General features: G+C 61.2%; 26 protein-coding genes. 11 read left to right on the top strand and 15 right to left on the bottom strand.

Annotated features, from left to right (window positions below; translation table 11 throughout):
• Positions 1-168 precede the first annotated feature (168 nt).
• Positions 169-1,338, top strand: coding sequence for a winged helix DNA-binding domain-containing protein (locus RWT78_RS08550; RefSeq protein WP_314675303.1), 1,170 nt, complete (start codon positions 169-171; stop codon positions 1,336-1,338).
• Positions 1,339-1,386: 48 nt separating this feature from the next.
• Here the strand turns inward: RWT78_RS08550 and RWT78_RS08545 are convergent, their stop codons facing one another.
• Both RWT78_RS08545 and RWT78_RS08540 read right to left on the bottom strand, forming a co-directional pair.
• Positions 1,387-3,069, bottom strand: coding sequence for a hypothetical protein (locus RWT78_RS08545; protein ID WP_314675301.1), 1,683 nt, complete (start codon positions 3,067-3,069; stop codon positions 1,387-1,389).
• 123 nt (positions 3,070-3,192) lie between these two features.
• Positions 3,193-3,852, bottom strand: a complete 660-nt coding sequence (locus RWT78_RS08540; protein ID WP_133727338.1) for a TetR/AcrR family transcriptional regulator — start codon at positions 3,850-3,852, stop codon at positions 3,193-3,195.
• A 161-nt stretch (positions 3,853-4,013) separates the two neighbouring features.
• Between RWT78_RS08540 and RWT78_RS08535 the strand changes: the two genes are divergently transcribed.
• Both RWT78_RS08535 and RWT78_RS08530 read left to right on the top strand, forming a co-directional pair.
• Complete coding sequence (locus tag RWT78_RS08535) at positions 4,014-5,489, top strand: aldehyde dehydrogenase family protein (protein WP_314675296.1); 1,476 nt, start codon at positions 4,014-4,016, stop codon at positions 5,487-5,489.
• A complete protein-coding gene (locus RWT78_RS08530) occupies positions 5,486-6,223 on the top strand; it encodes an SDR family NAD(P)-dependent oxidoreductase (RefSeq protein ID WP_314675294.1) in 738 nt (245 codons plus the stop codon). The genes RWT78_RS08535 and RWT78_RS08530 overlap by 4 nt, the downstream gene beginning before the upstream one ends.
• 82 nt (positions 6,224-6,305) lie before the next feature.
• On the opposite strand, the gene RWT78_RS08525 is transcribed toward RWT78_RS08530, so the two are convergent.
• Positions 6,306-6,947, bottom strand: a complete 642-nt coding sequence (locus RWT78_RS08525) for a TetR/AcrR family transcriptional regulator (protein WP_021346000.1) — start codon at positions 6,945-6,947, stop codon at positions 6,306-6,308.
• A gap of 293 nt (positions 6,948-7,240) precedes the next feature.
• Between RWT78_RS08525 and RWT78_RS08520 the strand changes: the two genes are divergently transcribed.
• Positions 7,241-8,590, top strand: a complete 1,350-nt coding sequence (locus tag RWT78_RS08520) for a lipase family protein (protein WP_314675291.1) — start codon at positions 7,241-7,243, stop codon at positions 8,588-8,590.
• 17 nt (positions 8,591-8,607) lie between these two features.
• On the opposite strand, the gene RWT78_RS08515 is transcribed toward RWT78_RS08520, so the two are convergent.
• Genes RWT78_RS08515 through fepB form a run of 5 tightly spaced genes read right to left on the bottom strand, consistent with a single transcriptional unit; the run spans position 8,608 to position 13,438 of the window.
• Positions 8,608-9,450: a siderophore-interacting protein gene (locus tag RWT78_RS08515; RefSeq protein WP_314675288.1), complete on the bottom strand. Its 843-nt coding sequence runs from the start codon at positions 9,448-9,450 to the stop codon at positions 8,608-8,610.
• 21 nt (positions 9,451-9,471) lie between these two features.
• Positions 9,472-10,296 carry an ABC transporter ATP-binding protein gene (locus RWT78_RS08510; protein ID WP_003943123.1) on the bottom strand — a complete coding sequence of 275 codons (825 nt, stop codon included), beginning with the start codon at positions 10,294-10,296 and terminating at the stop codon, positions 9,472-9,474.
• A gap of 25 nt (positions 10,297-10,321) precedes the next feature.
• Positions 10,322-11,377 (bottom strand): iron chelate uptake ABC transporter family permease subunit, encoded by a 1,056-nt coding sequence (locus tag RWT78_RS08505; RefSeq protein ID WP_314675285.1) that lies wholly within the window; start codon positions 11,375-11,377, stop codon positions 10,322-10,324.
• Positions 11,374-12,432, bottom strand: coding sequence for an iron chelate uptake ABC transporter family permease subunit (locus RWT78_RS08500; protein ID WP_037130499.1), 1,059 nt, complete (start codon positions 12,430-12,432; stop codon positions 11,374-11,376). The genes RWT78_RS08505 and RWT78_RS08500 overlap by 4 nt, the downstream gene beginning before the upstream one ends.
• The gene (fepB, locus tag RWT78_RS08495) at positions 12,425-13,438 is read right to left on the bottom strand and encodes a Fe2+-enterobactin ABC transporter substrate-binding protein (protein ID WP_314675281.1); all 1,014 of its coding nucleotides are present in this window, start codon (positions 13,436-13,438) and stop codon (positions 12,425-12,427) included. The genes RWT78_RS08500 and fepB overlap by 8 nt, the downstream gene beginning before the upstream one ends.
• A gap of 105 nt (positions 13,439-13,543) precedes the next feature.
• Between fepB and RWT78_RS08490 the strand changes: the two genes are divergently transcribed.
• The gene (locus RWT78_RS08490; RefSeq protein WP_314675280.1) at positions 13,544-15,160 is read left to right on the top strand and encodes a helix-turn-helix domain-containing protein; all 1,617 of its coding nucleotides are present in this window, start codon (positions 13,544-13,546) and stop codon (positions 15,158-15,160) included.
• On the opposite strand, the gene RWT78_RS08485 is transcribed toward RWT78_RS08490, so the two are convergent.
• Positions 15,148-15,525 (bottom strand): glyoxalase/bleomycin resistance/extradiol dioxygenase family protein, encoded by a 378-nt coding sequence (locus RWT78_RS08485; protein ID WP_003943112.1) that lies wholly within the window; start codon positions 15,523-15,525, stop codon positions 15,148-15,150. The genes RWT78_RS08490 and RWT78_RS08485 overlap by 13 nt on opposite strands.
• Before the next feature lie 100 nt (positions 15,526-15,625).
• Here RWT78_RS08485 and RWT78_RS08480 point away from each other — a divergent pair, with 100 nt between their 5' ends.
• The 3 genes from RWT78_RS08480 (at position 15,626) to RWT78_RS08470 (ending at position 17,236) form a co-directional block, all read left to right on the top strand.
• Positions 15,626-16,351, top strand: a complete 726-nt coding sequence (locus tag RWT78_RS08480; protein WP_314675279.1) for a TetR/AcrR family transcriptional regulator C-terminal domain-containing protein — start codon at positions 15,626-15,628, stop codon at positions 16,349-16,351.
• Positions 16,348-16,785, top strand: a complete 438-nt coding sequence (locus RWT78_RS08475; protein ID WP_054825057.1) for a hypothetical protein — start codon at positions 16,348-16,350, stop codon at positions 16,783-16,785. The genes RWT78_RS08480 and RWT78_RS08475 overlap by 4 nt, the downstream gene beginning before the upstream one ends.
• Positions 16,786-16,999: 214 nt before the next feature.
• Complete coding sequence (locus RWT78_RS08470; protein WP_003942917.1) at positions 17,000-17,236, top strand: hypothetical protein; 237 nt, start codon at positions 17,000-17,002, stop codon at positions 17,234-17,236.
• Positions 17,237-17,243: 7 nt separating this feature from the next.
• Here the strand turns inward: RWT78_RS08470 and RWT78_RS08465 are convergent, their stop codons facing one another.
• From RWT78_RS08465 to RWT78_RS08455, 3 genes are read right to left on the bottom strand one after another with little or no spacing between them, the layout of a single operon-like run.
• A complete protein-coding gene (locus tag RWT78_RS08465) occupies positions 17,244-18,881 on the bottom strand; it encodes an AMP-binding protein (protein ID WP_399551553.1) in 1,638 nt (545 codons plus the stop codon).
• Positions 18,882-18,895: 14 nt separating this feature from the next.
• Complete coding sequence (locus RWT78_RS08460) at positions 18,896-19,360, bottom strand: MaoC/PaaZ C-terminal domain-containing protein (RefSeq protein WP_003943225.1); 465 nt, start codon at positions 19,358-19,360, stop codon at positions 18,896-18,898.
• A gap of 14 nt (positions 19,361-19,374) precedes the next feature.
• On the bottom strand, positions 19,375-20,745 hold the full coding sequence (locus RWT78_RS08455) for an MFS transporter (protein ID WP_054831393.1): 1,371 nt from the start codon (positions 20,743-20,745) through the stop codon (positions 19,375-19,377).
• 219 nt (positions 20,746-20,964) lie between these two features.
• On the opposite strand from RWT78_RS08455, the gene RWT78_RS08450 reads away from it, so the two are divergent.
• Positions 20,965-21,663, top strand: a complete 699-nt coding sequence (locus RWT78_RS08450; protein ID WP_314675273.1) for a TetR/AcrR family transcriptional regulator — start codon at positions 20,965-20,967, stop codon at positions 21,661-21,663.
• A gap of 38 nt (positions 21,664-21,701) precedes the next feature.
• A complete protein-coding gene (locus tag RWT78_RS08445) occupies positions 21,702-22,553 on the top strand; it encodes a PHP domain-containing protein (RefSeq protein WP_314675271.1) in 852 nt (283 codons plus the stop codon).
• Positions 22,554-22,850: 297 nt separating this feature from the next.
• On the opposite strand, the gene RWT78_RS08440 is transcribed toward RWT78_RS08445, so the two are convergent.
• Both RWT78_RS08440 and RWT78_RS08435 read right to left on the bottom strand, forming a co-directional pair.
• A complete protein-coding gene (locus RWT78_RS08440; protein WP_314675269.1) occupies positions 22,851-23,087 on the bottom strand; it encodes a CinA family protein in 237 nt (78 codons plus the stop codon).
• A gap of 741 nt (positions 23,088-23,828) precedes the next feature.
• On the bottom strand, positions 23,829-24,977 hold the full coding sequence (locus RWT78_RS08435; RefSeq protein WP_314675267.1) for a glutamate--cysteine ligase: 1,149 nt from the start codon (positions 24,975-24,977) through the stop codon (positions 23,829-23,831).
• 160 nt (positions 24,978-25,137) lie between these two features.
• On the opposite strand from RWT78_RS08435, the gene RWT78_RS08430 reads away from it, so the two are divergent.
• A complete protein-coding gene (locus RWT78_RS08430; RefSeq protein WP_314675265.1) occupies positions 25,138-25,443 on the top strand; it encodes a hypothetical protein in 306 nt (101 codons plus the stop codon).
• 57 nt (positions 25,444-25,500) lie between these two features.
• Here RWT78_RS08430 and RWT78_RS08425 read toward each other — a convergent pair whose 3' ends face one another.
• A complete protein-coding gene (locus tag RWT78_RS08425; RefSeq protein WP_003943161.1) occupies positions 25,501-25,770 on the bottom strand; it encodes a Rho termination factor N-terminal domain-containing protein in 270 nt (89 codons plus the stop codon).
• Positions 25,771-25,810: the final 40 nt, after the last annotated feature.

Raw genomic sequence — 25,810 nt, 5'->3', positions numbered from 1 at the left:
ATTCGTCGTCTCCGCCTGGCTACAGATTCCCGTCGACGCCGCAGGATTTGCGACCTTCGCGACCACCCCGGGTGCAATCACACATCTCCGACACGACGACTACTGGCGCAACCGAACCCTCGCGCAACTAGCTGATACGACGCACCTGGACTGTGACACGATGGCCTGATGCGCCATGTCTCCGACGACGAACGTCGTGCTCGCATAGGAGTACGTCATGCGCTGGAGCCAATGTTCCACGTCGATTCGCCGGAAGCTGCCACGCGGGCGATGACGGTACTGCACGCCACCGAGTCAGCGACGGTCTATCTGTCTTGCTGGGCGAGGGTTCGGTCCGTGGACGCCGCCGACGTCGACCGCGCCCTGTACGACCAACGCAGTCTCGTGAAGCAATTGGCAATGCGCCGCACACTCTTCACCTTTCCCCGCGACTTGCTGCCGGCCGCGTGGTCGAGTGCGTCCGCCCGCGTCGCGAACACCGAGCGGGCACGAATGGCCAAGGATGTCGTCAAGGCCGGACTCGCCGTCGACGGCAACGACTGGCTCGATCGCGCACGGACGGAAGTGCTGAAGTTGCTCACCGATAGGCCTGAAGGGCTTTCAGCGGTAGAGATTCGTCAGGCCGTGCCGATGATAGACGTCAAGGTCGAGGGTTCGGCAGGTGAAATCTGGTCGGCACCCAGGGTTCTCACGCATCTCGGGGCGACCGCAGACATCATGCGCGGCACCAACACCGCCCGCTTCCCCGTCTCACGCCCACTGTGGACTCTCACTCGACATTGGCTCGACGACGCCCCCGTCGATCTCGAATCCGCAGACGGCTATCGAGAAATAGTCCGCCGTTGGCTCTACACCTTCGGGCCGGGCACGGAAGACGACATCGTCTGGTGGCTGGGCTCGACGAAGACGGTCGTCCGGGCCGCCCTCGCCGAACTCGACGCCGTTGCAGTCTCACTCGACGGAGGCGACACCGGCTGGTTGCTACCCGATGACGTCGCCACGGTGCCTGATCCAGGTCCTTGGGTGGCACTCCTACCGGTGCTCGACCCGACGATCATGGGGTGGAAGAACCGTGACTTCTATCTCGGCCCGCACCGCAACCAACTCTTCGACACCCGAGGTAATGCCGGCACCACAGCTTGGGTCGACGGTCGTGTCGTGGGCTGCTGGATCCAAGACGCCGCCGGAGTGGTCCACGTTCGAGTACTCGAATCCGTGTCCGCGGATGCGCAACGGGCGCTCGACGCCGAGGCAGTTCGTCTGACCGAGTGGCTGGGTGGCGTCAAAATTGGCACCGGTTATGTCTCACAGGCCATGAAAAATCTGCCGGTCGTCTAGGAAATCGGCTGAGCGACAACCACTATCGCTCAGCCGCTCCCATCGTTATCACTGCGGAATGGGTGCATCTTCCGGAGGCAGCAAGTGAGTGCATGTCTGCGCACCGGCCGCACGCGCTGCTCGCTCCGCCGGATAGCCACCCGCGAGTTCCTCACGGGGAGTGCTGTCGAGCACGAGCAGGGTGTCACCCATGACCAGCGTCTGCTGATGCATACGTTCGAAGTCGATCGCGTCGGCGCCGAACGACGGAGCCCACAGCGACCAGGGACCGGAGATTCCTCCGATGGTCGGAATCAGACGATTATGGAAGCTCGTGCCGAGGCCTCCGAAGCTGCAGAACACGGGAACTCGGGCAGGCTGCGGCCGGTCGAAGCCCCGCAGAACTGCCGTCCGGTCGAGCGGATGAGACTTGACCGCTGCCACCAATGCGGCGACCAGTGCCGGACTTTCACTTCCGGCGAACCACGAGTACGGCTCACCGACCCCGGTGAATTCAAGCCTCTGGCCGGGTCCATCTGTGCGATCGACAGGCAGAATCTCCCGCGTACCCATGTGCTCGACAGAGAAGTCGAAGGCGACGGATCCGCTGTCGTATTCCTTGTCTAGCTCCGTCGCGTACCGATCTGTTCCCTCTCGAGACATATGCAGATGTGCACTGGCAAAGACGAACTCGTAGGTACGTGGACGGCATTCGAGTGGCAGACGCGAAAGATACTGTGCGAGTGCCAGAACCGCAGCACTGCCGTTCTCCTGCACCCAGGTTGCGCCGTCGGTGTGGGTGTTGATCACAATTCTTTCCTGGCTCTGCCCGGGAATCGTGGCGATCAGATTTCGAGTGGGAGCCGTGTCGACGTCCGCGAGAACAGAGATCTTCGCCTCGGTTCCGGATTCCGCCAACTGCTTGAGTCGGACAGCTTCGTCGACGCCTGCCCATACCGCGGGCACGGTGAAGTGTGTGCCGGTGTGAGGATCGAAGTAGCCTTGAATCTGTTCTGCAGGAACGTTCCACGCGAGAATGAGCCCGGCCGCACCCGCGAGTCCTGCTGCCAATGGATCCGTTTCGAGCGCCGCAGTGAACGGCCGTTCGTAGTCACCCGCCACCGGGAAGTCGGGAGTCATGTAATGCGAGAAAGCAGCAAAAGTCGCATACGGCACTGCTGGGCTCTGGACATCGCGAATCACGATGCGACCCTTCGAGTTCTCCGGCGTGATCGCGGTTCCAGGTGGAAGATAGACCAGTGGAGCCGTCCGGCCTTCCTCGCCCGTGGGCAGTGAGTACGGGACCGCGCCTGCTGTCCGTAGTACTTCCGGTGCAGCATCCGGCTGCAATACAGCCAGCTTGCCGGCAGCCACCAGGTCGCGGCCAGGACCATCTGACGCCAACGGTGACGGCTGCCAGCGCTTGATCTGATAATCGTCCGAATCAATCGCGACGCCAGGTAGTGCACGCATGCTGTCTTCGACCCAGTCGATCATGCTCTCGTGCTCGGCGCTTGCCGTCGATCGGAGGCCGAAGCCGGCAATCTTTGCATTGAGGTCACGCAGATCGTCAGCCGTGGCGAACGATGCCGGATCGATCGACTCGGGACATCCCGCAACAGGACCCGTCGAGCCGAGAGAGCCCACGGAACCGGTTGAACCAGTGAATGGTTCCGCGTTCGCTTGAGCGAGGCTCGAGATTGCGAGCAGTGCGGAAGCCGCGATTGCGGGTATCACGCGACGAAGGATCATGAAGGAGTCTCTCTGTTCGAACTATAAAAGTTACAGACGTTTCTTTTATACAGGTTCGTATGACGCAAGTCACGCAGAACTTGTTCGGGACGTGCCCTTCAGGCACTTCTCGGCCAGCCAGGCTCAGTTCGACACGGCGGAAAGCATGGCCTCGATCCACACGCCAGCCTCGGCCGACAGGGCTACGATCGACCCCTTCTCCGGCTCGTCGAGCGCATCGGATGCAAGCTGCCGAATGGCATACACCGCTCCGACATAAGCGCTCAGCGGGACTCGCGGATTGCCCGGGGCTCGCTCACGCTCCGCTTTCAGCACTTCGGACATCCCGACCAGTGCAGCTCTTCGTTGCACGCGCGCGCGTCGCCCGAGAGCATCCATCTCTACTTGAAATGCCCGAGCCACAACGGGATCTGCGTTCAGCGCAGTCAGATAACCCTCGACGATATCAGCGATGGCGTGGCGGTCCCAAGCAAAGGAACCGACCGGAAAGATCCCGCGAATACGAGTGAGCAGAACTTCGATGAACCTGCCGTACGCAGCAAAGACGCACGCATCCTTGTCAGGAAAACATTCATAGAACGCGGCTGGCGAAATTCTTGCCCGCTTGGCGATCTGACGCACCCCGACGCCCTGATAACCCGAGTCCGCCATCAGTTCCGTCGTGGCGATCATCAGTCGCTCGCGCTGCGCAGTCAGTACGTCATCCCTGCTCAGTTCATGCCGACCTCGCGGCAGATCCGGCGGCGTAGTGAAGAACACGCCCTCGGTGATCCTCGCCGTCACCGCCCCACCTCTCACCGCCGCATTCTCGAGTTGATCAAAGCGAGAGTAGCCAACGGAAACCAGCGGCGAACGAGAGGCCGGTTCGAGAACCGACCATCGCCAAGTGTACGAAACGTACAGTACACTTCGTCAGTCAGTGATTGACCGATCTAGGAGGTTCCATGGAAGGTCAAGCAGTTCGTGAATACGGTGCGTTCATCAACGGAGCGTTCCGAGCCATGGGCACATCCACATTCGAGGCCCGTAACGCCGCTTCCGGCGCTCTACTCGCCACACTGTCTCGGTGCGGGCCCACAGAGATCGACGACGCGGTCGAAGCCGCCAGGCGGGCATTTCCTGCATGGGCGAACCTGACCGCTGAAGAACGATCCGCCAAAATCTTGCAGTTTGCCGCGCTCGTGGAGGATCAGGCCGAAGAGCTTGCCCAGCTCGAATGTATGGATACCGGGCGCCATATCAGTGAGATGCGCGAGGACTATCGAGCCGCCGTCTCACACCTGCGATACTTTGCGTCAATCTCGCTGGCCCACCATGGCTTCGGCCGCGAGTTGGCATCGGGATACCTGGTCGCGAAGCGAGTGCCATTGGGCGTATGTGGACAGATCATTCCCTGGAACGATCCCGTGGTAATGACGGCGTTCAAGATTGCACCTGCTCTCGCTGCGGGAAACACAGTGGTCCTCAAACCTGATGAAAATGCTTGCGTTTCCGTCATGGAGCTGGCCAGGATCGCCGCCGACGTGTTACCCGCAGGCGTTTTCAATGTTGTCCCTGGTCTTGGCGAGGAAGCCGGCGCAGACCTGATAGACCATCCGAAGGTCAGCAAACTCGCTTTCACCGGAAGCACCGAAGTCGGCCGACTCGTGGCACACGCCGCAGCCTCACGGCTGATCTCGACCACACTCGAACTCGGCGGCAAGAGTCCCAGCATCGTGTTTCCTGATATCGAGGACATCGATGCAGTGGTCGCCGATGCCACCGCAGGTGTCCTCATGTGCAACGGCCAATCCTGCTTGGCCGGAACACGTCTCTTCATCCACGAGGATATCTATGACACCTTCCTGGAAAAACTCGTCGCAGGATTCCGATCATTGCGAGTCGGGCCGCCACTGAACGAGGACACCGAACTGAGCGGATTGATCCACCAGGAACACGCCGAACGTGTGATCTCCATGATCAAATCCGGGATCGACGAAGGCGCACAACTACTTACAGGCGGGGATCTGGTAGAAGTGCCGGGATTCGAAGCCGGAAACTTCGTCGCGCCGACGATTCTCGAGGTCACCAACTCGATGCGAATCGCACAGGACGAAATCTTCGGACCTGTCCTGTGCGTCCTCAGATGGAACAACTACGAGCACGTGATCGCAGAAGCCAATGACACTCCGTACGGTCTCGCTGCTGGGATCTATACCTCCAACCTGAAGAACGCGATGGAAACCGCGGATCGTCTTGATGCGGGCTGCGTCTGGATCAATCAGTACTTCAATCTGGGAGGCGGTGTCCCCTTCGGGGGATTCAAGGAAAGCGGCCTGGGGCGAGAGTTCTGCCTCGAGACGCTCAACGAATACACCCAACTCAAATCCATCACTGTCGCCACGTCGACGCCCACGACAAACCAAGGAAGCACAAATTGAAAATCTCGGGAAATACCATCTTCATTGCCGGCGGAACCTCCGGTATCGGCCTCGCACTTGCAGTGGGATTGCAGAACGAGGGGAACAAGGTAATCGTCGGAGGGCGTCGATCCGCTCTGCTCCAAGAGATCTCGGACAAGTACCCGGGCATCAGCACAGTCGTTATCGACGTGGACGACCCGAAATCCATTCGAACGGCGCATGAATCCGTCACCGAGGAATTTCCCGATCTGAACGTCCTCGTGACGATGTCGGGAATCATGTACCCAGAAGACTTGAAGAACCCGGACTTCCTCGACATCGCCGAGAGAACCGTCACGACAAACCTTCTCGGAACAATTCGCTTGGCCGGCCAGTTCATCCCGCATCTGATGACGAAGCCCAATGCCACCATCGTCACCGTCTCATCCGCCGTCGGCTTCGTCCCGCTGCCCATCACGCCCACGTACAACGCGACAAAGGCGGCGGTTCATCTCTTCACCGAGAGCATGCGCGTACAACTCGCCGATACCTCGATCCGGTGCATCGAACTCATCCCACCAGGAGTCCGCACCACGCTGATGGGTCAGGAGAACTCGGAATCAGCTCTGCCACTTGATGACTACATTGCCGAGACCATCGGCCTACTGAAGGCGCACGACGACGCCACGGAAATCGTGGTCGACGCCGCCAAGCCGCTTCGCAACGCCGAGATCAACGGTGAGTACCAGCTAGTACTGAAGATGCTCAGCTGACACCCGAGTGTTGAGGCACATCGCAGTGAGGGGAGGGCAATTCGCCCTCCCCTGCGCTGCGGATTCTCAACGGAGAACCCGTCTATGCACCACTCCGGAGTCCACGAACTGCGTGATCGATGATCGAGCGCACAGTGTTGTCGTCGATACCCGCGTGCCCGACCAACATCCGGTAGATCAACGGCCCGAAGAACAGATCGATCGCTTCCTCGGTGTCGATGTCTTCGCGAAAGTAGCCGGAATCCACACATCGCCGAATCAGTGCGGCGAAACCTCGACGGCGTTCGTCGAGGAAGAACGTGCGGAAGTATGCCGCCGTCGTCGGATCGTTGGCACACGCGCCGACAAGTTCGGCAAAGATCGACCCGAGTGGACCTCGGTAGAACTTTCCGATGTCACCCAGATAGTCGTTCAAATCGGCTTGCGCACTATCAGTCTCGGGAAATGTCAGATGACGAGCCATGAGCACACCAAATGCTTCAGCAGCGATAGCTTGCCGCGACGGCCAGTGCCGATACAGAGTCACCTTGCTGACACCGGATTGTTCGGAGATCGCATCGATGGTCGCGGCCTTCATTCCACCGGATTTCAGAAGAGCTTCTGCTGATCTGAGGGCCTTCTCGTGAGCCGCCTCACTACGTGCACCCCTCGGAGGAGTCAGCAATCCCGTCTCGGCATCACCCGAGTCCCGAAACATGCCGTCATCGGGAGCGCGCTTACCCATGTCCACTCCTTAGTCCTTCAAGACCTTGCAGCACAGAGCATTTCCCGGAATCGGACGACCCGGAACAGCCCAAGGCAGCAGCTCGTCGCGACAGCTACTAGTCGTATCGTACACATGGCATCCTGAACAGAATTAGCAAGGCCACTTCAAAGATCTCAATCACATTGCGTCCATGCATGATTCAAACAAACAGCGCAAGCCTCTCGTTTATTACTCAAAAGTAAGATAGCGTGTGGTCGTCATCACACCAGCCCGTCAAGTACCGAGAGACATACGAAACCGAAGGGTCGATCGTGGCATCAAAGATTCTCTTTCAGGGAGCGGTGGCGCTGACAGCCATTGCACTCACAGGCATCACAGCACCTACTGTCGCCGCGCAACCGTCGGCGGATTCCTTCTATCAGTACGACGGTTCGGCACCGCTGTCGTCGTATCAGCCTGGGGCCGTGCTCAAAACGAGAACCTTGCCCTATCACGTCGTCAACATTCCGACCCCGTTGCAAGCCGTACAGGTGTTGTACCGGTCGACCGACGCTCTCGGCCGGCCGTCTGCGAATGTCACATCGATTCTTCGACCACCCAATGCCCAGCCGGACAAAGTTGTCTCGTTCCAGTCGGCCTACGATTCGCTGAACCCGGAAGACGGGCCGTCACGGGCAATCGCGGGGGACACCCCGATCGGCAGCCTTACCGCCAGCGGGCGCAATGTCGCCTTCGGCGGGACTCTCGCTTCCGGCGAAGCCGTCATGTTCGGTCCTCTACTGACGCTGGGCTACACCGTCGTCATTCCCGACACCGAGGGCCCGAACGCGGACTTCGCGGCGGGACCCGAATACGGAATGATGACTCTCGACTCCCTCCGTGCCGCTCGCAACACTCCCGAGACAGGTATTTCCGACTCAGCCGAGATCGGTCTGATGGGATACTCGGGCGGAGCAATCGCCACCAACTGGGCGTCCATCCTCGCTCCGGACTACGCCCCGGACATCAACGAGGACCTGATCGGCGCCGCCCAGGGTGGTCTGTTGGTCAACCCGGCAAACAACCTCCGGTACGCAAACGGAAGCATCGGTTGGGCAGGCGTTGTCGGGATGGCAGTCGTCGGACTTGCCCGTGCCTACGACGTAGATTTCGACCCGTATCTCGGGGATCGGGGACGCGAACTCCTACCTCGCATCGAGGATGCCTCGATCGGGAACGTCATCCTGCAGTACCCGGGGGTGACTTGGCAGGACCTTGCCAAACCAGAGTATGCGAACCCCAACTCAGTGCCCGAGTATGTCGACGTCGCCAACAAGATCAACATGGGCAACGCGCCGATACCCACCATCCCGATGTTCATCGCTCAAGCCGCAAACGGAGCCCTCGAGGGCACCCAGCCAGGTGGACCGGGCGTCGGCCCTGGCGACGGAGTCATGGTTGCCGGGGACGTCCGCTCACTCGCCACTCGCTATTGCGACGCAGGTTTGTCCATCCAGTACGACCAGTACGACACCATCAGTCACGTTCCGGGTGGCGCGCTGTGGCTCCCCGGCGCCATCACCTGGCTCAACGACCGTTTCAACGGAAATCAGTTGCCGAACAACTGCTCGAACATCGCACCGGGCAATTCCCTGGCGCCGGAAGAACACGCGGTGGGCTGACGAAACCAACAGTCGCATCAGATACCGATTGCCAGATCGTCGATGTCTGCGAGCGTGCCGCCGTTTTCGAGGATGCTCGTGTAGTTCCGAAGTCGGTTCTGATCTATCTCGGTAGTGCTGACCCCTCGCTTCCAGTACCCGAAGACAACTACATCGTCCTTCGCCAGGCCGACTGTCTTACGGAAATGCGCTCGAATGGCTCGCATCTCGTCCCGTTCCCCGGCACCCCACACCGCGTAGTCTCCTGGGTTATCGAGTTCGAGGGCGTACTCGGCGAGTCCATCTTCGACATGGTGCAGCTCGAGGCCGGGGATCACGGGTAGTTCCGCGAAAGCCTCGGCGTCACCGGTGGCGACCCAGCCGACGCCGGTCAGTCCCTCGGGCCACTGAAGCAGAATCGAATAGAGGGCAGGTATCGCGGTGTCGTCGGCGAACAGTGCGACGCGGCGCCCGGCGATCTCGGGAACGAGGAAGTGTGGGCGAGGACCGGTGAGTGAGAACGTGTCACCCACACGCAGGTCGGCGGCCCACCTCATCATCGGGCTGGTGTGGCCGTGCAGCACTACGTCGAAGGTCATCGAACCGCTCGGTGCGTTGCAGGTGCGCACCGTGTAGACGCGAGAGACGTCGCCGTACTGCGGACCGAGCTGGATGCGAAATGCGACGTTGGGCCGCAACCAATTCGGGTCGTCCGCCGACGAAGTCAACTGGACGGCGATGCGCAAGATGCTCTCGGTCGGCCGTTCGACGCGTTCGACGACGGCAACCACGTCGTTGAGACCGCGGTCGTGGTCTTCTCCGCGTGGCGCCTTTGCCGACGCAGACGTTTCAGTTTCTTCAGGTCGAGATGCGGTAGTCATTGATATCTCCTGATCGGTGGTTCAGTTGTGGACGGGTAGCTGACTGACAGGTCTTCGATCACGCGGAACAACAAGTGGCCGTCCGGTTTCCGGGTCTTCGAGAACCAGAGCCTCGAGGTCGAAGACTTCGCGCAGTAGCTCAGGGGTGAAGACGTCCGAGGCACTGCCCTGCATGACAATTTTTCCGGACCGCATGGCAACTACGTGCGTGGCATATCTGGCCGCGAGGTTCAGGTCGTGCAGGACCGCGACCAACGTTCGACCGGACTGGTGCAGTTGGGAACAGAGGTCGAGAACCTCGATCTGGTGGGCGATGTCGAGAAAGGTGGTCGGTTCGTCGAGCAACAACACCGGGGTGCGCTGCGCGAGCGTCATGGCGATCCATACCCGCTGACGTTGTCCCCCACTCAGCTCGTCCACCAATTGGTCTGCTGCATATCGCATTCCGACTTCATTCAGGGCCTCGGAGACAACATGCTCGTCTTCGGGTGACCACTGTCGCAGCATGCTCTGATACGGATATCGGCCGCGGGATACGAGGTCTGCGACACTGATCGCTCCAGGCGAGAGCGGGGACTGTGGCAACAGGGCGATTCGCCGGGCGACTTCTTTGGTTCGATAGGACCGAATATCGTTACCGTCGAGCACAACACGACCCGATCGAGGTGTGAGCATTCTGCCGAGCGCACGCAACAATGTCGACTTGCCACACCCGTTCGGTCCGACGACGACGGTGAACCCTCCATCGGGGATCTCGAGACTCAACTCGTCCACGATGGTTCGATCGGCGTACCGCAGTTCGATCTTCTCGGCGCGCAACCGCGATGTTGGGGTGGCAGTAGTCATGAATCTCTTTCGTAGCGAGTTTTTTTCAGGCCTGACGAGCGAGCAGCCAGATCAGATAGGCACCACCGAGCAGACTGGTGACGAGACCGACCGGAGTGCGGAGACCGACCTCGACCGCTTGCGCGATCAAGTCGGCGCCCGCCAGCAGAACTGCGCCGAGCAGGAAGGAAGTCACGACAAGAACACCGCTGCGCCGTGCCAACCGTCGTGCGATCTGGGGAGCGGCGAGCGCCACAAATGCGATGGGGCCGGTAGCCGCGGTCGCCGCTCCGGTGAGCGCGACCGCAAGCAGAATGCCGGCAAATCGGTATCGCTCCACGGAGATTCCGAGCGAGGACGCTGCGTCGTCGCCCATCTCCATCATGGTGACGCGCCGGGACACCACGACGAGAGCAGGAACGAGAACACCGACGGCGATGGCAACACTGACCGCGTGTGGCCAACCGCGCCCGGTCAGCGAGCCGGCCGTCCACTGCTGCACAACGGTGGCGTCGTCGATATCCGCACGCACCACCAGGAACGACATCACGGCGCTCAGCATCGCGCCCACGCCGATACCGACCAGGACAAGTCGAAGACCGCCGCTGACTCCGTCTTTGCGCGCCAGCGCGTACACCAGCAGCGCCGTCAGCATGCCGCCGAGAACAGCCGCGCCCGCGGTCTGCAGTACCCCGCCTCCGAAGAACACGATTTGAACCACGGCTGCAGTCGCAGCGCCGGTGGTGAAACCGATGATGTCCGGCGAGCCGAGAACATTGCGCGAAAGCGTCTGGAAAACCGCGCCGGCCACACCGAGGCTTCCGCCCACACCGATCGCCGTGATCAGCCGCGGCAGCCTGCGATTCTGGACGGACCGAACCGCCGCTGGGGCGCCTTCGCCGTGCAGGGCACGCCATACTTCGCCCAAGGACAGATCCAGGGTTCCATACATCAGCGTGGCAAACGAGAGCGCCGCCAATGCCGCACTGATTGTCACGGTTACGAACAGCACTCGCGGAACTATCCGCCACGAGTACGACCCGATTCGAACCACCCAACCGCGGAACAGCGGTGGAACCGGCTGCGCTGCAATCGCGTTCACAGCGACGCCACCCGCCGCGAGCGAACGAGCGCAACAAACAAGGGGCCACCGAGCACCGCCACGGCGATCCCCGTCTGCAGATCTCCCGGCGCGGTGGCAACGCGACCGAGAACGTCGGCCAAGAGCAGAAATGCCGGGGCGACAACGAGCACGCACGGCAGAAGAAATCGCAGATCCGGCCCGACGACACCGCGCACGATGTGCGGCGCAGCCAGGCCCACGAATCCGAGCGGTCCAGCCGCCGCAGTGGCGGCCCCTGCCAGCAGGATGACTGCGACAGCGGATCCGACCCGTGCGGGTCCGGTGCTGGCACCGAGCCCTTTGGCGACATCCTCGCCGAGCGCGATTGCGTTGAGTGGACGAATCAGCAACAACGACAACACGATACCGACGATGACGAAGGGCAGAACAGTGACGATCACGTCTCCGCCGCGGCCTTGCAACGAACCCACTGCCCAAAATCGGAACTGATTGAATGCGGCCTCGTTACTGATGAGAACCATGCTGGTGAGAGCCGTGATCGCCGTCGCAACAGCGGCACCGGCAAGCGCCATGCGCGCTGGGGTCGCGGCGCTGCGATGCGCCGACCCCAACATGTACACACCTACCGAGGCAACGGCCGCGCCGACAAGCGCGAACCACAGATAGCCGCCGACTGAAGTCACCCCCAGATAGGCAATCGCAATCACGACTGCTGCTGATGCTCCGGCGTTCACACCGAGTAGTCCCGGATCGGCCAGAGGGTTGCGGGTGATCGACTGCATCAGCGCGCCGGCCAGTCCGAGCGCGGCCCCGACCACAAGCCCGAGAATTGTTCGAGGCAAACGTGATTCGATCACAATCAGGTGCTCGTTGTTACCGGCGTCGTAGGAAAGAACTGCATCGAGGACAGTGGAGACGGGGATGTTGCGTGAGCCGATGACGAGTCCGCCGACGGATGCCAGCACGATTACAACGATGGAGACGAGGACCAACAACCCCGCACGCGCGGCCGTCCCGGACCGCGGTGGCGCTTCGGTCCGGGACTGCGCAGAAACGCCCACGCGGTCATCCACCGAACGTGGACACCAGCGACTCGACCGTCTGCTTTGCACTGAAGTAGTCGAGACGGAAAGCTGCCGTTCCCATCGCGTAGACCCGATCACCCTTGACCGCAGGTTGATTCGCAAGGAGCGGGTCGGCCGCGAGTTGCTTCTCCACGTCCTTGGGCCCCATCGAGACGGCAAACAGCGTCTGCGCCGCGTCTAGTGCGGCAGACATGTTTTCGGAGCTGACGATCGCGACGCCGGAGGCACCCCGCTTGTCCGGAGCGACAAACTGCTCAGCGGGCTCGGCATAGGTGAAGCCGAGCGAGGCCAGCAGATTGCCCTGCGGGCTGTCCGCTCGGAACGTCCAGACACCGTCGGCACCCATGTAGACCAGTGCCGTCACCGGCTGCTCGGGAAGTTTGATCTTCGCGGCTTGGGTGGTGATCCAGCTGTCGTATTCGTCGACGGTTTTGGCGGCCTCGCTCTCGAGTCCGGTGACAGTCCCGAGCTGATCAGCGAGCTCCTCCCAGGAGCTGGCGCCGTAGTCGAGAAGAACAGTGGGTGCGATGTCGCTCAGCTGTGAGTAGGCATCGAGTGTCGAGTCGCCGCCGTTAGCGGAGCCGATGATCAGATCGGGCTCGAAGGTCTCGATCGCGTCGAGGTCCAGCTCGAGATTTCGGTAGAGCACCTCGACGCCACGATCAGCCGCCACGCCCGACCACTGGGAGAAAAACCCCTGGTCATCGGTCATTCCCGACGGCGTTGTCGCCGCACTCGCGACCACCGGCGCTCCGATCGCAAGCAGCGTGCCGGTCAACGACGGCGAGGTGGACACGATCCGAGTCGGCTTTGCAGTGATCTCGGTACTACGGCCGCCGTGATCGACGGTGCGCGGCCATCCCTCGGTGGCCCCGGAGGTTTTCTGGGTGCCCTCGGTTCCGGTGTCACTACCTGACGAATTCGAGCAGCCGGCAAGAGCGAGGGCGACGACCGCGGCGAGTACTGCCGCCGTCGGGCGTAGAGATCTGCGCATGAGTATGTGGCTTTCTGAAGATACGAGAGTGCGCCGCTGCGAACGCAGTCGGCAGAGGTAAAGTTAGCCATACTTAAGTCGCAAGGGTTGTCCAGGAGCGCCAACGTGTTACCACTATCGGGAAGGTCGGACGCAATCAACTTGGGGCCGATCCGCGCGTGCCGCACCGAGCCAAGCATCGGCCGCTCACCCCTGTTGTTCTGGGTTCTCGCAGGCAGTGGACGCGTCAGGACCGGATCGACCGTCTACGAGGTGCCGGCAGGCGAGTTGCTGTGGATCCCGGCGGGCGTGCGATATTCGATGGAGACGGACTCGGAATCCGTCGCGTTCCCCATCCTGCTTCCACCCTCGAACGGCGTCAGCGCCGGGCCGGTTACCGTGACGCGTCTGCGCGTTCCGCCCGGATGGGAAGACAGACTGATCCACGAGTTCGTTCACAACCTGGGCTATCTGCGCGGCGACGCTGCACACCCGTCGTCCTTGTTCGAAATGATTACCCGGGCCGACGACGGGGCCACCTCGCTGCCGCAATTGCCGCAATCACGGGAAGCGTTCGAGATCGCGCACGCCCTGTTGCGAACACCTGGCACCGACGACACCGAGGCACAATTCGCGCAGCGTGCCGGGATCAGCATTCGAACGCTCCAGCGGTACTTCGTGGAAGAAACCGGCCTCACCTTCACGCGCTGGCGGCTACGAGCTCGGATCGCCGCGTCGTTGGAGTACCTGAAGCAGGACCGCGAGATCGGTTGGATTGCAAACGAAGTCGGCTTCGAAACGGGCAGCGGATTCACGCGTGCGTTCCGGGCCCAGATGGGAGAGAGCCCGAGTGACTATCGCCGCCGGGCCCTCTCCGGTCCAACCGATCGCAGCGTGGACACCGACAACGATCAAGCATTGGTCCGCATGCTCGCAGAGCCCAGGCAGCCCGGGGAAACAGCGCCGCCGATACCGGCCAATGCGACGTGGCCGCGCGTCAACGGCGCCCACGTCGCCGTGTGGGTCTACCGAGGCCAAGCCCGGGTGGACGTCGCGGACCGCAGCTGGGAACTGCGCACCGGAGAGGCCATGATTCTGCCCGCAGGCGTCCTCAATACCGTCACGGTTCCGACGGGTTCACTGCTGCTACCGCTCGGCTTCCGCTCCTCGAACGGGTCGACCGTATCTGCCGACGCCCTCGAGACCGTGCAGTTCTCCCCCGCTGACGAGTTGGCATTGCTGCACACTTTCGTCGCCGCATACACGCCCTTGCGCCCGCGCGGCCACGACAGCGCCACGGCATTCGACATCATCGCCACCGGCCCTCTTGCACAACCGGTTTCGAACACCTCGCCCGCCGATTCGATTGCCACACGACTGGCAGCGACGATCGCCGCCCGCCCGGCCGACCCTCGCACTCTGGACGAGTGGGCGCAAGAGTTCGGTACCGACGCGGCCAGGCTGCGCCGGGAGTTCCGTATCGAAACCGGCACCACGTATCCGCAGTGGCGATCGCTTTCACGGATGACCCAGGCACGCACCCAACTCCAACTCGGGGTTGCACCCGGCACGGTGTCGAGGAACCTGGGTTACGCGCACCTGCCCGCATTCAGCCGAGCGTTTCGCACTGCGCACGGGATCTCACCGCAGCGCTTCCAAGCCCAGTCCGTCGAACGCGCCCTCTGGCTACGTTCTGTGCCGCGCGCCGCGGAGCCGAGCGCTCGGGTTCTTCACACCCACTGAACGAGTTGCCACACGATTCCGTTGGGGTCGACGAACTGGCAGTAACGCTCACCCCACGGTTCCGTCTCCGGTTCGGTGACGACGGAGGCACCTTCAGCAGCGATGCGGGCGAACTCGGCGTCGACATCGTCGACCACGAATGCAATGAGCAAGCCTTGACCGGCCGGACCTGCGACGAAGTCGGGCTTGAACGTCCCGAGCCCGGTGCGCAGGAAGACCACGTTCACCCCGGCATCCGGATGATTCAGGGAAACGAAGCCGTCATCGGCCATGGCCTCGGTGAAACCGAAATGGGTTTTCGCGAAGTCTGCCGATGCGTCGGTGTCGGCGACGTTCAAGGACAGAGCAGTGCTGGTGATTTTCATCGTGGGCCTCCCATGATCGATAAACCTTATGCAGTGCATACAGTATGCACCGTATAAGGTATACCGCCGTTGAGGTATTCCCGATTTCTGGAGACGACTGATGGCACGCGAACTGATCGACCTGCTCTGGCGCGATCACCCCCTCGCACCGAAGGGTGGCACCCGCGGCCCGCGAGCGAAGGTCACCACCTCACAGGCGGTCGACGTCGCGATCTCCGTCGCGAATACCGACGGCCTCGACGCCGTGACGGTCCGCCGATTGGCCGCCGACCTCGGAATCTCGGGCATGGCGGTGTACACCCACGTCGGATCCCGCGACGATCTGCTGGTGCTCATGGTCGACGCCGTACACGGACGCAGCCCACTCCTGCCGTACGGGAACATGACCTGGCGCCAACGTGTGCGTCGGGTCGCCGAGGAAGAACTTGCCCTCTATACGGAGCATTGGTGGCTCCTGGACATCTCCGATCAGCGCTCCGCGTTGGGTCCGGGAACTATCGCGAAGTACGACCACGAACTTCACGCCTTCGACGGCACGGGACTGACCGACATCGACCGGGACTCCGCCCTGACATTTGTCGCCGACTTCGCCCGATCCTCGGCGCAAGCGCGGCGCCCTGACCCCCGAGCAGCCGACATGGCCGAGGTGTGGTCGTCCTGGAACCAGCGTCTGGCTGCTTATCTCGGCGACGACTTCCCGCTGGCGCAGCGAGTCGGAGGGGCGGCCGGCGAGGCCAAGAACTCCCCGTACAGCCCCGAGGCGGCCTGGGAGTTCGGGCTGGACCGGGTACTGGACGCCCTGGACGGCCTCATTCACATCGAATGACATTCCTGCAATTCGTGGGAGACAATGTGTCCGTGCAGCGTTTCGGTTGGTCTCGACGGTCCGACGGCGACCCTTCGTTGTTCGAACCGCGAGAGCTGTTGCACGCCTACGAGAATCGATCGACCCGAGAGGTACGAGATTCCGGCGAGCTTCTCATCGAGATTCCGCTGAGCGACGCGAGCATCGTCGAGATCACCGTTCTTGATGCCTCTGCGGGCTGGATCGACTCCCGCGTGCGAGGACTCTGCAGTTCACTGGACAAGATCGACCGCCGGGCTCAACGCGTACTTCGAGGGGGATTCACCATCGGCTGGATCGAACTCGAATCGGAGCGCCACGGCGTCATCGACTACTGGGAAAACGGGGTCAACAACGAATACCCCATCTCCATCGTGTGGAACGGAAACTCCTGGGAAGAAGCGGCAAGCACCTAGCCTCGAAATCAGGGGCATATATCCACGAAGACGGGGTAGACGAGTACATACCAGCGGCACATCGACTCAACTCCAGGCGTGGTGGACAATGTTTCTCAGCGACCAGTCAATTCGTCACCACACCCGCCGTTTCGGAGCAGCTCTGTCGCCTTCACACAAGTGGCCTCCGCCCACCGAAACACAGCGCATCGCACGCTGGAGTGAGCGGTCTGAGATGCTCGGCGCGCTGTCGGTACTCCTGTTCTGGGCTTTCGGCTTCGGTATCCTGCTGGGCGTCGGCGCGATCACAACAGGAATCTTCGCGCTCCGACGTCACCCGAAGAAGTCTGGCGGGCATCTGCTCTCGAATGCCCGCCAGCTGCCATGGGATGCAATAGTCGGCCTCTTCACCGGATTCATCGGTCTGGCACTGAGCGGCTGGTTCTTCGTGGTGGTCCTACCCAACATGTAGCCCTCTGCTAGCCGAGTCCGTTCGCGGAGGTGGCCAGCGCTCGGAGTTCACGTCGGAGGATCTTGCCGGTAGTGGTGAGCGGCAAGCTGTCGATGAACGTGATCTCCCTCGGGTACTGGTAGAAAGCAAGGCGACTTTTCACGTGGGTCTGCAACTCCTGACGGAGCTCCTCCGAGGAGTTCGACCCCTCGGACAGTACGACAAAAGCGTGAACCGCTTCGCCTCGCAACGGATCCGGAACACCGATGACACCTGCCATGGCTACCTCGTCGTGCGAGAGCAGGCACTCTTCGATCTCTCCGGGGCCGATTCGGTACCCCGCGGACGAAATGACGTCGTCGGCACGTCCCTGGTACCAGAAGTTCCCGGCGTCATCAGTCCGACCCAGATCACCGGTGTGAATCCAACCGTCGTACACCTTTTCATCGGTCTTCGACGACTGGTTCCAATATCCGAGGAACTGTCCGGGATTGCCTGCCTTCACACAGATCTCGCCTACCTCACCAATCTCGACCGGCTCGCCGAGTGGATCGAGGAGGGTGACTTCGAAGCCGGGGAAGGCGCGACCCATCGAGCCGCTGGCGGGACTCCACTTCGACCGCGAAGTCCCGATGGTCAGATTCATTTCCGTCTGCCCGTAGAACTCGTTGACATCTACACCGAGCGTGCTCGCAACCCAGGCCTGCAGGGCTTCACCGAGCGCCTCACCACCAGTTCCCAATGCCCGCAACTGAATACCACGGGCAGCAGTCTTGTCGATGCCGATACTTCGCATCTGCTTGAGCGCAGTGGGCGGAATGAAGGCGCCCGTCACCTTGTGGCGGCTCAGAATCTCGACCGCACGCGAAGGCGTGAATTTGTCGGGCGTCGCAACTACGGGGCACCCCAACGCAAGTGCGGGGAACAGTACGTCGAACAAACCACCGATCCAGGCCCAGTCTGCCGGCGTCCAGAAGACGTCTCCCAGCTGCGGAGCATTGTCGAACGCCGTCCGCATACCGGGCATGTGCGCCAGGAGAATTCGGTGCCCGTGGAGCGCGCCTTTCGGATTCCCGGTCGTCCCTGAGGTGTAGATGATGATGGCATGTGAATCGGGGCCGGTAGCCACCAATTCCGCGCTTTCTGCGGCCTTGTCGACGAGGCTGTGGAAATCGAGGATTTGCACGGGCGTCGAATCGGAGAGCTGATCGAGCCTTCCGACCACGATTACGGCTTCGAGACCCGGTATCTCACCGATTCCGTCGGCAACTCTTTCATAGCAGTCCTTGTCGACCACAAGAACTTTCGCGCCGGAGTCACGCATCCGATGTACTAACGCATCCGATCCGAACTTGACCGAAAGTGGAACGGTGACCATTCCGGACCGGAAGGCGCCCAGATGTGTCGCCAGAACCTCGATTCCCTGTGGGACCATCACACCGACGCGATCGCCTGAGACCAGGCCGAGATCCGCGAGCACGGTCGCGAACTTTCGGCTCATCGTGGCGACTTCACCGAATGTGTACCGCGCCCAGTGCCCACCGGTGTCTACGACGAGGGCCAGATCATCGGGATTCTGTACATCGACACATGCGTGCGCAATGTTGAAGTGCTCTGGCACAGCCCATTCGAAGTGTTCTGCTTCGAGGTCCTGCCACCATGACATATGCCGCCGAGAACTCACCGAGCACCCACTTCGAGGTCGAGGGAATGGGTCTCGCCTACCAGGAATGAGAACTCGCCGGAGAAGACAAGGTCTCCGTCTTGGTTGACCAGTGAGCCTTTCGACGTCACGATCGCGGTCTCACCGTCCGAGCGAGGGCGCACCGACAGCACTTCCGACACCGCATGCACCGAGTCGCCGAGGTAAGTCGGCCGGTGGAATCTGACCTGATCGAGCCCGTAGAAGCACTGCAGGTAACGGGGGTCCAACTCCACCAGACCGAGCAAGGTGGACAACATGAGGGCACCGTGGGCGATCTGGCGACCGAAGCGCGTCTGCTGCGCGTAGTCGGGGTCGAGGTGAAGAGGATGGCGGTCCCAGGTGAGGTCGGCGAAACTTCGCACATAGTCTTCGGTGACGACCCGCGGGTCCGTCACCGCAATGTCTCCGACAGAGATCTCTTCGAAACTCTTTGTGATCATTGAAGTTTCCTCTATTAGTTGACAACCGTGGAGCGTTGATCGACCGGCGGCAGATACGCCCCGTTGTCATCGATGTACATGTCGCGACTTCCTTCGTCGAGGTCGGTGTCACGGACGAAGTAGACGCTGATCAGCGAAATAACCGACAGGGCAGCGATATACACAGCGACCGCAAACGATCCGCCGGTTGCGCGAACCAACATGGCGGCAACCATCGGCGCGATTGCGCCACCCAAGAGCACCCCGATCTGAAAAGCGATGGACGCTGCGCTGTACCGCACCCGTGCGTCGAACAGTTCCGCGATGAACGTCGCCTGCGGCCCGTACGAGATGCTGAGCATGAATGCGCCGACTGCCAATGCGCCGGTGGTGATCCAGAAGTTGCCGGTATCTATCGCGGCGAATGCAACGAAGACCCACACTCCCATGCCGGTGATGCCGACCATCAGGATCCGGCGTCGGCCGAATCTTTCGGACAGTTGACCGAAGATCGGAATGAAGATGACTGCAACGAGCGCGGACACCATGACCGCTCCGAGCATGAGGTTTCCGGACAGCAGATCGAACTGATCGGCGTAGGTCAGGCTGTAGGTGTTGAGGATGTAGAAGTAAGCGCCCGTGCTGATCATCGAACCTGCGGCAAGAATGATTTGACGAGGGTAGTTCTTGAACGCGTCGACCATCGGAATCTTGACCGCAGTGTTCTGCTGCTTCACGCGAGCGAATGCGGGAGTCTCTTCCAACGCGGTGCGAATGTAAAGCCCAACGGCGACCAACGCGATACTCAGCAGGAAGGGAATCCTCCACCCCCACACCAGGAATTGGTCCCCGGTGAGCGCCTTGGTGCCGAACATGACGGCCGTCGCCAGCAGAAGGCCAGCAGGCACACCGACCTGCGGCATACTGCCGTAGAAGCCGCGGCGGTTCTTGGGTGCGTATTCCACAGCAGTCAGAACTGCACCGCCCCACTCACCCCCGACGCCGAAGCCCTGAATCAGTCTCAGCAATACGAGAAGAATCGGGGCCCACACACCGATCTGGGCGGAGGTCGGAAGGACGCCGACCAGGAACGTCGCTGCTCCCATCAAGAGAAGTGCGAGCACCAAGACCTTCTTGCGTCCGATGCGGTCGCCGAAGTGGCCCATCACAACACCGCCGAGTGGCCGCGCCAGGAAGCCGACCGCGAAGGTGGCGAAGGAAAGAATTGTCGCCAGCGCGGGGTCTGCGTCCGAAAAGAACAGCGGCGCAAAGACCAACGCGGCGGAGGCGCCGTAGATCTGAAAGTCGTACCACTCGATCGTGGTGCCGACCAGAACCGATCCGGCCACACGCCGCAGGGCAGGCCTGTCGACAGTTGCGGGAGATGGGGGATTCGCGTCGTTCATGTCATTGCTCCTTGTATGGAGTGCCCTGTTAGCTCTCGCACCGAGAGGGAGGCTCGACAAGGAGACTATGCAGTGATCCAGGGCACAGTCAAGCTTTTTTCAATCGATCGATTGATTAGTTGAGATGCAATTTGCCAGTACACAAACAGCTATCAATCGACTGATTGACAGCCGGTCGATTTCGGCGGCGATGCTAGCATGATTGGGCAACCAACCGAAATGAGGATCATGGACCTGGGGCGCGTTCAACGGGCGGCAGTCACGCTGTTCGCGACGAAAGGATTCGCCGCCACCGGCATTCGTGAGCTCGGAGCCGAAGCCGGCATCAACTCGGCAACGCTCTACCACTACGTCGGCAGCAAAGAGTCACTGTTGGCCTCGATCATTCGGTCTTGCCTCGACGAGCTGACGCAGTCGGGAGAGCGGGCAATGCGCCGAAGCGCCGATCCCGTAGTCCAGCTCGCCGGCCTGGTGTCGTCACACGTCGGCATTACCGCCGTCAACCAACTGACTGCCCGCGTCGCCGAGTACGAGATGCGCGGGTTGACCGGAGACAACCGCATCGAGTTGCAGACCCTGCGCGACGAGTACGAGCAACTTTTCGGACAGATCCTCGAACGCGGACAACGCGTGGGCGCCTTCGACATCGAAGATCTGGCATTGAGCCGACTCGCGATACTCGAGATGTGTACCGGGGTCGCGCATTGGTACCGGCCCGGTGGGCGTCTCGAGTTGGAAGATGTCCAGCGATTCTTCGTCAGCACCACGTGCAAGCTTCTGTCGGTTCCGTCCGACGAACTGCACGGTGTGGAGTTCATTCACGACGTCCGAAAGCTGGACAGCGAGCCCGAGACTCAGTCCTCCGAGATCTGGGGAACAACTGCACAGAGCGAATTCGCGCGACAGTCCGAGCCTTAACCGCCCCCCGAAACTCCCGGCTCTGGTACGAACTGAACATGCAACTACCCGCGGACTGTCATGTTCACAGCGAGTGGTCGTGGGACACCGGCGGACCGCTGTCGCACGCATCCGGACGAATGCAACAGACTTGCGCGCGTGCCGAAGCAATCGGATTGCCGGCGTTGGTGTTCACCGAGTATCTCGACTTCGATGCTCGGTGGCGCACAACCGCCGCAGATCTTATGCCCCATCAACATCACCTGCTGAGCACCGACGGCTATGTCCGCGCACCGATCCTCGACGTCGACGGCTATCTCGACAGCATCGAACGATGCCGACACCGTTTTCCTGAATTGCGGATACTCACCGGCGTCGAGTTCGGACAACCGCACCTGCACGAAGCGCAGGCGTCACACCTCCTTGATCTCGGTGTCATCGACCGGGTATTGGGTTCCTTGCACACCCTCGAAGTCGGCGACGATCGGAGTGAACCGAACACTCTGTTTCGAAAGTGGAGCGCCGACGAAGTCATGTGGGCATACCTCGATGAGATCCCGCGTATGGTGGCTGGCTCTCGGACCTTCGAGGTGTTCACCCATATCGACTACGCGGTGCGTGCATGGCCGATCGAAAGTGCCGGACCTTTCGATCCCCGTCGATTCGAAGAGGGATTCCGAAATGCGATGCGCGCCATCGCCGACAGCGACCGGATCCTCGAGATGAACACCCGTCGGCTGTGGCCCTGGATACCCCAATGGTGGAGCGAAGAGGGAGGTAAAGCGGTGACATTCGGCAGCAATGCACATGTGCCCGAAGCTCTGGCAGCCAATTTTCCGGAAGCGACCGCGATGCTCGCGCACTACGGATTCCGTCCGGGTCAACGTCCCGAGGAGTATTGGACCCGCTGATCCACCTGATTCCAGACCGATATTTCCGTGAGCTCGGGTTGTCGGAGACGGATCAACCCGCAATAGTCGATGTATGGATCGGTACAAAATCACGATGCCCGACGGCTCTTCGACCGAGGAACCTTTCAACTCCGACAAGGAAGCAATCACTTGCGCAGTGGATGCGAACCGAGGAGTCAGCAAGAACCTCGTAGTCGAAAAATACACGGCCGACGGTCATCTGGTTCCAACCGCGCAGGCGCCTGCGAAACACACAGGTCGTCACAAGAAGAACCGTTCGAAGAGTTGAAAACTCGACTAGTACACAACTCTCGAACTCGGAGTGTGGCGATCGGATGCGTGACGCAGAAGTAGTTGGATCGCGTGCTCGACAGTTGCACCGAGGACAGCTTCGGGGTCGCCCGAGAAAACTTGCTTCTCCGTTTCGGCCGTCCCATGGTCGACGATTCCGAACCACACAGTTCCGGATCGAACGTTCTCCTGGGCATCAGGACCGGCTTCACCGGTGACGGCCAGCGCCAGCGCCGCACCCAAGTCAACGATCCGCAGTGGCGACCGTCAGACCACGCTCTTCGACCACGGTGGCCGGTCGACTGCACAGCGCGTCAAGGTCCTTGTCCGACGGAAAGTCCGGGGCGCGGATCGCCATTCATATGTTGTCCCTCTTGTCTTCACTCCTCCCAACCCCCGGTTGATGTGCCGGCCCCACTCCGCTTTCGCTGGAAGCCGATTCAGTCGCCTCCGCGGCGGGTTGCTCGTCAGCAGGGGATGCAGTTCTTCCACCAGGAGTCTCTTCCGCCGGTGGTGCCTTGAACTCAGAATCGACGACAGGTTCGCCGGCCCCTCCAGTATTCGGCCCACCAGAACTCTCGGCCTCCTTGAAGGCCGACTTCTTTGCGGTTTCCTGACGTCCCTCGTAGGGCGGCACAGCCGGTTCGGATGCGGTGGGCTCGGCGGGCGTCGTCTCGGTTCCTTCTACCCCCGAGATAGTCTCCTCGTCGTCGAACGAGCCGGAAGGGCGATCGACCGGACCGCCGCCTGGTTCATTCGAGCCCGTGCCTCGGGAGCCCGGGGCTCCACGCGCAGACTGCGGTTCTTCGGACGCCCGTTCACCAGATTCGTTTGTCATGACTAACCCTTCGCCATCATGCGACTCGCGACGCGGCCTGCAGACGGGATGATTTCCGCACGGGGAGTCGACAAGTCCTCATTTCCAGTGAACTCGGCACAAAATTGGAAGTCAACGCCTCCCCGTAGCCGGTAGGTTCCCGCCGCCTACATGTCACTGACCCCTTGCGAACTACACCCTTCGAAAGTGCGTCGAGCGCACTCGTCGATCACATCAGCCACACGTGACCGACGCGTGAGTTGACGGCGCTGCACGATCGCCCCGTTTCCGTTGCTGAACACCTTGTCCAAGGAGGCCGTGACTTGCTCGAATTCTCCGAATGCAGTCAACGCAGGTTCGACGTGATCCACCAATTGCCGAACCGCTTGGTGTGCAGTCAGCAAGCGCACGGATTCCACGTCCAACGACCTCCCGTCGAGTCCGTCACGCGCCGCCCGCCAGCAAGCCGCGCGGAGTAGCTCGTGATCGACGGCAGGCGCTGCTTCACCTTTCGTGATCGCGGCGGATGCGGTACCGACGAGTGCCTGCACCAGTGTGGCCAGAGTCATCGTCTCCTCCACGGTGGCGGGCACGTCGCTGATCCGAATCTCCACGGTGGGAAGGTGATCCGACATACGTACATCCCAATAAACCATGTGTGGATCGAGAATGACCCCTGTCTCCAGCATCGCTGCAACAGCATCTTCGTAGTGCGCCACGGACTCGAAGCAGGGCGGCGGACCCGAACTGGGCCATCGGCCGAACAGAACGTAACGCCAACTCGCATAACCGGTATCGCGACCGGCGCTGATCGGAGAGTTCGCCGTCAATGCCAACAAGGTCGGTAACCAAGGGCGCAGATGGTTGATGATCTGGACCGATCGTTCTCGATCTTCCACACCGACATGAATGTGGCAACCACACATCACACCTTCGGTGATCGCTCCGAACTGACCGGCCATTCGCTGGTATCGCGACGTTTGAGTGATCTCGTCTACCGGCGGATCGTAGAACGGCGTCCCGACTGCGATGAGTTGACAACCCACACGGGCAGCGGCGTCGGCGGTGACGGCACGGGACTCACAGAGTTGATCACGAAGATCACGAATATGGCTTCCGATCGAAGTGGACGTCTCCACCTGACAGCGTGTGAGTTCGAGTTGCAGCGAGATACCGAGTTCCCGCCCGGCGGCAGCAACCTCGGAGTTGCGCAGAGTGGGATGTCCAGTCTGCGGATCGCAGAGCAAGAACTCCTCTTCGACACCGAGAGTCGGTGTACCTACCGAGAATATGTCGGGAGTCGGCTTCGCGTTCATAGGCCTTCCTCGCACCGGTTTTCATCCACTTCCGATACTTCGAGCGTACGACCTTCTACCCCTTTCGGCACTACTCCAACCGTTTCATCCAGTCACCGATCGGGTAGTTGCCCTGTGGACCGACGACGAGCGAAGAATCGCAAGTCTTCATGAGCTCAGGATGGAGTGTGCCGTGACAAACGCGAGCGAAAGTTCACCGGTAGATGACGAACACACAAATCGATCGCACGTAGGGGAGGCAATCAGCGACGGTCGCAACTATCCCGGATACCTGCTGATCGGGCTGGGCCTGGCAACACTCGGATTGACCTTGGTGGCAGCAGGTTACGGATTTCGTGGTTGGGCAGTCATTGCCGGCGTCGTGTGCGTGGTGTCCTTCATCGTCGGAACACTGGCCATCTTGATGGAACACCGACGGGTCAAACGACTGGAAGGTCAGGAACTCTTCGATCACGAAGGGCACTGAACCGACCGCTCGAGTCGTATTCTGCTCAAGCAGAATACGACTCGAGCAGAACACAGCTCAGTGAGTGCGGAGCTGCTCGATCAGCTCACCCTTGTTCAGCTTCGAATAGCCGTGCAGATCGAGTTCCTTGGCACGTTTCTTCAGCTCGTCGACTGTCCACTCCTCGTACGGCGAGGATTGTCCGCCGGACTTGGCGACATTCGACCGCCCTCGATTGGCGGCCGCATTGGAGATTCGGGCCGCCTTCTCCTTGGAATCGCCCTTCTCGCGTAGCTCTTCGTAGAGTTCTTGATCCTTGAGTTGAGGTTGTGAGTCCTTGCGAGCCACTGTTTCGTCCCTTCACTCGTCTTCACTCCGACGGTGTGGC

This window comes from uncultured Rhodococcus sp., assembly GCF_963525155.1.
GTDB classification, from domain to species: Bacteria; Actinomycetota; Actinomycetes; order Mycobacteriales; family Mycobacteriaceae; genus Rhodococcus_F; species Rhodococcus_F qingshengii.
The sequence above is the reverse complement of the archived record's forward strand: the minus strand, read 5'-3'. Positions and strand labels throughout refer to the sequence as shown.

Bases quoted from the DNA above. Each gene is read 5' to 3' on its own strand.
- RWT78_RS08435 (WP_314675267.1), bottom strand. From the start codon at position 24,977: ATGAACGCGAAGCCGACTCCCGACATATTCTCGGTAGGTACACCGACT.
- RWT78_RS08515 (WP_314675288.1), bottom strand. From the start codon at position 9,450: ATGACTACCGCATCTCGACCTGAAGAAACTGAAACGTCTGCGTCGGCA.
- RWT78_RS08485 (WP_003943112.1), bottom strand. From the start codon at position 15,525: ATGAAAATCACCAGCACTGCTCTGTCCTTGAACGTCGCCGACACCGAC.
- RWT78_RS08475 (WP_054825057.1), top strand. From the start codon at position 16,348: ATGACATTCCTGCAATTCGTGGGAGACAATGTGTCCGTGCAGCGTTTC.
- RWT78_RS08470 (WP_003942917.1), top strand. From the start codon at position 17,000: ATGCTCGGCGCGCTGTCGGTACTCCTGTTCTGGGCTTTCGGCTTCGGT.
- RWT78_RS08510 (WP_003943123.1), bottom strand. From the start codon at position 10,296: ATGACTACTGCCACCCCAACATCGCGGTTGCGCGCCGAGAAGATCGAA.
- RWT78_RS08550 (WP_314675303.1), top strand. From the start codon at position 169: ATGCGCCATGTCTCCGACGACGAACGTCGTGCTCGCATAGGAGTACGT.
- RWT78_RS08445 (WP_314675271.1), top strand. From the start codon at position 21,702: ATGCAACTACCCGCGGACTGTCATGTTCACAGCGAGTGGTCGTGGGAC.
- RWT78_RS08430 (WP_314675265.1), top strand. From the start codon at position 25,138: ATGGAGTGTGCCGTGACAAACGCGAGCGAAAGTTCACCGGTAGATGAC.
- RWT78_RS08535 (WP_314675296.1), top strand. From the start codon at position 4,014: ATGGAAGGTCAAGCAGTTCGTGAATACGGTGCGTTCATCAACGGAGCG.
- RWT78_RS08450 (WP_314675273.1), top strand. From the start codon at position 20,965: ATGAGGATCATGGACCTGGGGCGCGTTCAACGGGCGGCAGTCACGCTG.
- RWT78_RS08455 (WP_054831393.1), bottom strand. From the start codon at position 20,745: ATGAACGACGCGAATCCCCCATCTCCCGCAACTGTCGACAGGCCTGCC.
- fepB (WP_314675281.1), bottom strand. From the start codon at position 13,438: ATGCGCAGATCTCTACGCCCGACGGCGGCAGTACTCGCCGCGGTCGTC.
- RWT78_RS08525 (WP_021346000.1), bottom strand. From the start codon at position 6,947: ATGGGTAAGCGCGCTCCCGATGACGGCATGTTTCGGGACTCGGGTGAT.
- RWT78_RS08545 (WP_314675301.1), bottom strand. From the start codon at position 3,069: ATGATCCTTCGTCGCGTGATACCCGCAATCGCGGCTTCCGCACTGCTC.
- RWT78_RS08465 (WP_399551553.1), bottom strand. From the start codon at position 18,881: ATGTCATGGTGGCAGGACCTCGAAGCAGAACACTTCGAATGGGCTGTG.
- RWT78_RS08480 (WP_314675279.1), top strand. From the start codon at position 15,626: ATGGCACGCGAACTGATCGACCTGCTCTGGCGCGATCACCCCCTCGCA.
- RWT78_RS08460 (WP_003943225.1), bottom strand. From the start codon at position 19,360: ATGATCACAAAGAGTTTCGAAGAGATCTCTGTCGGAGACATTGCGGTG.